Raw genomic sequence first — 5842 nt, forward strand, 5'->3', positions numbered from 1 at the left:
TGATGGTGTCACTGGCGGCGCTGTGGCAGTCGTACGGCGTGGAGCCGGCGGCGGTCGTGGGCCATTCGCAGGGCGAGATCGCCGCGGCATGCGTGGCGGGAGCGCTGTCGCTGGAGGACGCGGCACGAGTGGTGTGCCTGCGCAGCCGGGCGCTGACCGCCGTGACCGGAGACGGTGCCATGGCCGTCGTCGCACTGCCCGAGGACCAGGCAGGCGACCTGGTGTCCGACTACGCGGACCAGGTGTCCATCGCCGCGGTCAACGGACCCGCCGCGGTGCTGCTCTCCGGCGACCGCACGGCCCTGGAGGAACTGCGCCTGACCTGCCAGCAGCGGGACGTGCGGATGCGGATGGTCCCCGTGGACTACGCCTCGCACTCCGTGCACGTCGAGAAGATCCTCGACGAACTGACCGGACTCCTCGCCCCCGTCCGGCCGCTCCGCCCCCAGGTGCCCTTCCTCTCCACCGTCACCGGCGAGTGGATCGACACCCCGGCGCTCGACGCCGCCTACTGGTGCGCGAACCTGCGCCGGCCCGTGCGCTTCGCCGAAGCGGTGCGCACCCTGGCCGAGCAGGGCTACGGATGCTTCGTCGAGAGCAGCCCGCACCCGGTGCTGCTCGCCGCGATCGAGGACACCCTGGCGGACCGCGACGACACCTTCGCCGTCGGCTCGCTGCGCCGCGACGACGGCGGCGCCGACCGCTTCCTGCTCTCGCTGGCCGAGGCATGGGTGCGGGGCGTCCCCGTCGACTTCGGCCCCGCCGTCCCGGGCGGCCCCGACCATCCGGTGGAGCTGCCCACGTATCCGTTCCGCCGCCGCCGCCACTGGCTCGAAGCACCCGCCGAGGCGGCCGCCCGCCAGGAGGCGGCCCTCATCGACGGCTGGCGCTACCGCGTCGACTGGACCCCGGTGCCCGGCACCAGCACCCCGTCCCTCACCGGCGACTGGATCGTGCTGACCCCGCACGACTCGGTGCGCCCGGACCTCGTCCGGGCGGTGCTCGCGGGCCTCGCCCGGCACGGCGCCACGGTGCACCCCCGCACCGCACGAGAACTGGCACAGGACAGCGCCCCGCTGCCGCAGGACATCGTCGGCATCCTGTCGCTGGCCGCCCTGGACGAGCGGCCCGGCGACGACGATCCGGCGGTCACCGTCGGCCTGGCGGACACCGTGACCGGCATCCGCGAACTGGCCGCGCGCGCTCCGCACGCCCCGCTGTGGATGGCGACGCGCGGCGCGGTCGGCACCACCGCGGACGACCCCGTCCGCCACCCCGTGCAAGCCCAGACATGGGGCCTGGGCGTGGTGCTCGGGCTCGACGAGCCGGGCCGGGTCTGCGGCCTGGTGGACCTGCCGGACGAGCTGACCGAGGACGCCGCGGCCCGGCTCGTCGAGAGCCTGTCCGGCGCCACCGGCGAGCACGAGGTGGCCGTGCGCGGAAGCACCGCCCTCGCCCGGCGCCTCGTCCAGGACCCGGCGCCGCAGGCCGAGCCGTGGCGACCGCGCGGCACCGTCCTGATCACCGGCGGCACCGGAGGGCTCGGCGGCCACGTCGCCCGCTGGGCGGCCCGCAACGGCGCCGCCCACCTGATCCTGACCAGCCGCCGGGGCCCCGACGCGCCGGGCGCGCCCGAACTGCGTGCGGAACTGACCGAACTCGGCGCCGCCCGGGTGACCGTCGCCGCCTGCGACGCCGCCGACCGGGACCAACTCGCCGCCCTCCTCGCAACGATCGACGACACCGCGCCGCTGACCGCCGTCGTGCACGCCGCCGGGCTCACCCAGCCGGCCGTCCCGGCCGGCGAGCTGTCCACCGCCGAACTCGCCGACGTGCTCCGGGCCAAGGTCGGGGGCGCCCGCAACCTGGACGCCCTGACCAGGGACGCGGACCTGGACGCGTTCGTGCTGTTCTCCTCCGGAGCCGGCACGTGGGGCGACGCCGGCAAGGCCGGATACGCCGCCGCCAACGCCTACCTGGACGCCTTCGCGGCCGAGCGGCGCGCCCGCGGCGCGGTCGCCACGTCCATCGCCTGGGGCGCCTGGGACAGCGGCATGGTGCACGGCGACGTCGCCGACCTGCTCACCCGGCGCGGCGTGCGGCTGATGCGGCCGGAACGGGCGGTACGCGCCCTGGCACTGGCGGTCGGCCACGGCGACACCACCGTCGCCATCGCCTCCTTCGACCTCGCCCGCTGGATACCGCTGTACACGATGGACCGGGACCGCCGGCTGGTCGCGTCCCTCACCGCGGACCGGACGGCGCCCGGCACGCCGGACAAGGGCCACGCGCCCGAGCCGGAGCAGTCCACGGCCCCCGGGGACCGGCTCGCCGGCCTGTCCGCCGAGGAGCGCGAGACCGTACTGACGGACATCGTCCGGCGGGAGGCCGCCGCCGTGCTCAAAGCCGGCGGACCGGACGAGATCCGGCCGCGCCGGGCCTTCAAGGAACTGGGCTTCGACTCGCTGACGGCACTGGAGTTCCGCAACCGGCTGGCCGCCGCGACCGGGCGCAGGCTGCCCGCGACCCTGGTCTTCGACCACCCCACCCCGGCCGCACTCGTCCGCCACCTGAGCGGCGAGCCGGCCGGCGGCGGAAACGACGTACTCGCCGACCTGGACCGGCTGGAAGCCCGGCTGTCGGCCCTGCCGGACGAGGAGCACACCCGCCTCGACCTCGCCGACCGGCTGCGCGCCCTGCTGCGCCGCGTCGAACCGGCAGCGGAAACCACCGCCGACCCCCAGGACGACCTGGCGGCGGCTTCGAACGACGAGATCTTCGACCTGATCGACCGGGAGTTGGGTATCGGATGAGCGGTGGCGCGACCGAAAAGCGGCTGCGGGAGTACCTGAACCGGCTCACCACTGAGCTGCGAACCACCCGCAAGAAGGTCCGGGAGCTTGAGGACAGGCGGCGGGAGCCCGTCGCGATCGTCTCGATGAGCTGCCGCTTCCCGGGCGGCGTGGAGACCCCGGAGCAGTACTGGGACCTGATCTCGGCCGGCGCCGACCTCGTCGGCGAGATGCCCGACGACCGCGGCTGGGACCTGCCCCGGCTGCACCACCCCGACCCCGCGCACCCCGGCACGAGCTACACCAGGCACGGCGCGTTCCTGGACGGCGCCACCGAGTTCGACGCCGGGTTCTTCAGCGTCTCGCCGCGTGAAGCCGTCGCGATGGACCCGCAGCAGCGGCTGCTCCTGGAGACCTCCTGGGAGGCCTTCGAGCGGGCCGGCATCGACCCGGAGAGCCTGCGCGGCGAGCGCGCGGGCGTCTTCGTCGGCGCCAGCAACCAGGGCTACGGGACACAGGTGCGCACGGCGCCCGAGGGCGTCGAGGGACACCTGCTGACCGGCGGCTCCGGTGCCGTGCTGTCCGGGCGGATCGCCTACACCTTCGGCCTTGAGGGCCCCGCCGTCACCGTCGACACCATGTGCTCGTCCTCCCTGGTCGCCCTGCACCTGGCCATGCAGGCACTGCGTGACGAGGAGTGCTCGCTCGCGCTCGTGGGCGGCGCGACCGTGATGAGCACACCGCGCAACTTCATCGAGTTCAGCCGGCAGTCCGGGCTCGCCGTGGACGGTCGGGTCAAGGCGTTCTCCGACGACGCGGACGGCACCGGCTGGGGCGAGGGCGTCGGCGTACTGCTCCTGGAGCGGCTGTCCGACGCGCGCCGCCACGGACACCAGGTCCTGGCGGTGCTCCGCGGCAGCGCGGTGAACCAGGACGGTGCGAGCAACGGCCTGACGGCCCCGAACGGCCCGTCCCAGCAGCGGGTCATCCGCCAGGCACTGGCCAACGCCGACCTCTCCACGGCCGACGTGGACGCGGTGGAGGCACACGGCACGGGCACCTCGCTCGGCGACCCCATCGAGGCCCAGGCACTGCTGGCGACCTACGGTCAGGGACGCGCCGCCGACCAGCCGCTGTGGCTGGCGTCGGTGAAGTCGAACATCGGACACACGCAGGCCGCGGCCGGTGTCGCGGGCGTGATGAAGATGGTCCTGGCGATGCGGCACGGGCTCATGCCCAAGACGCTGCACGCCGAGACGCCGTCCTCGCACGTGGACTGGTCGGCAGGCGCGGTGGAACTGCTGTCCGAGGCCCGCCAGTGGCCGAGCACCGAGGACCGGCCGCGCCGCGCGGGCGTGTCCGCCTTCGGCGCCAGCGGCACGAACGCGCACGTCATCATGGAGGAAGCCCCGGCAGAGACGTCCGACGACGCCTCCGACGACGCCTCCGAGGAGGGCACGCCCGAGGCGGCCGCCGTCGCCGACGCGGTCGAACTGCCGGTGCTGCCGTGGGTGGTGTCGGCGCGGTCCCGGGACGCCCTGGCGGCACAGGCCGGACGGCTGGCGGCTGCGGCCGACGGCCTGGACGCGACGGACGTGGCACTGTCGCTGGCGACGACGCGCGCCGCCCTGGAGCACCGGACGGTCGTGCTGGGCACGGACACCGACGAACTGCGTTCACGCCTGGGCGCCTTCGCGGCCGGCCAGCCGGCGTCGGACGTGCTGTCCGGAGCGGCCGGTGACGGCCTGACCGGGTTCGTCTTCTCCGGCCAGGGCGGCCAGCGCCTGGGCATGGGCCGGGAGTTGGCGGAGACCTTCCCGGCGTTCGCGACCGCGCTGGACGAGGTGTGTGCGCACTTCGATCAGCTGTTGGACCGTCCGCTGCGGGAGGTGATGTTCACCGACGCCCGGGCGCTGGGGCAGACCGGTTGGGCGCAGCCGGCGCTGTTCGCGGTTGAGGTGGCGCTGTTCCGGCTGGTGGAGTCGTGGGGCGTGACGCCGGACTACCTCGTTGGTCATTCCGTCGGTGAGTTGGCGGCTGCGCATGTGTCGGGTGTGTTGTCGCTGGCGGATGCCTGTGAACTGGTGGCTGCCCGTGCCCGGTTGATGCAGGCGCTGCCCGAGGGCGGCGCGATGTGGGCGGTACGGGCCTCACTGGAGGAGGTCACCCCGCTGCTTGCCGAGGGCGTCTCGGTGGCGGCGGTGAACGCCCCGGAGCAGGTGGTGCTGTCCGGTGAGCGGACCGCCGTGGAAGCCGTGGCCGCGCGGTTGCAGGACCACAAGGGCCGGTGGCTCCAGGTCAGCCACGCCTTCCACTCGGTGCTGATGGACCCGATGCTGGACGGGTTCCGCGAGGTCGCGGACGGACTGACGTACGCCCGGCCGCGCATCCCGCTTGTGTCCACCCTGACGGGCGAGCCGGTGACAGAGTTCACCGCCTCCTACTGGGCGGACCAGGTCCGCGGCACCGTGCGCTTCGCGGACGCCGTCAGCCGCCTCACCTCCCTCGGCGTCACCCGATTCGTGGAACTGGGTCCGGACGCCGGCCTGGTCGGCGCGCTCGGCGAGATCGACGACGACGCGCTCGCCGTACCCGTCCTGCACCGCAAGCGCCCCGAAGCCACCACCGCCGTCACGGCCCTGGCCCGGCTGTGGACGGACGGCGTCGAGATCGACTGGCACGGCTTCTTCGCCCGAACCAGCGCACACACCGTCGACCTGCCCACGTACGCCTTCCAGCGTCAGCACTACTGGCTTCAGGACGAGGCCGGTGGCAGTGAGGTCGGACAGGACCCGGTTGATGCCGAGTTCTGGGCTGCCGTGCGTGGTGGTGAGGCGGGCGTGCTCGCCGGTGAGTTGGGCCTGGCCGAGGACGCGCCGTTGAGCGAGGTGCTTCCGGCGCTCGAGACGTGGCGGGCCCACCGGACCGACGGGACGGCGCTCGATTCCTGGCGTTACGACATCGACTGGGAGCCTGCCCCGGCCCGCCCCGGGGCGCGGCTGTCCGGCCGTTGGCTGCTGGTGACGTCGGCCGGGCTGTCGGACGGTGAG

2 protein-coding genes are annotated in these 5842 nt (G+C 74.2%); both read left to right on the forward strand.

Features of this window, described 5'->3' with window-relative positions; genetic code table 11:
* A partial coding sequence (locus ACFWZ5_RS44265; protein WP_384892789.1) for a type I polyketide synthase occupies positions 1-2813 on the forward strand: 2813 nt, incomplete at its 5' end.
* The coding region (locus tag ACFWZ5_RS44270) for a type I polyketide synthase (RefSeq protein WP_384892792.1) at positions 2810-5842 on the forward strand (3033 nt) is incomplete at its 3' end. The genes ACFWZ5_RS44265 and ACFWZ5_RS44270, both read left to right, overlap by 4 nt.

The organism is Streptomyces sp. NPDC059003 (assembly GCF_042740445.1).
In the GTDB taxonomy this organism is placed as follows: domain Bacteria; phylum Actinomycetota; class Actinomycetes; order Streptomycetales; family Streptomycetaceae; genus Streptomyces.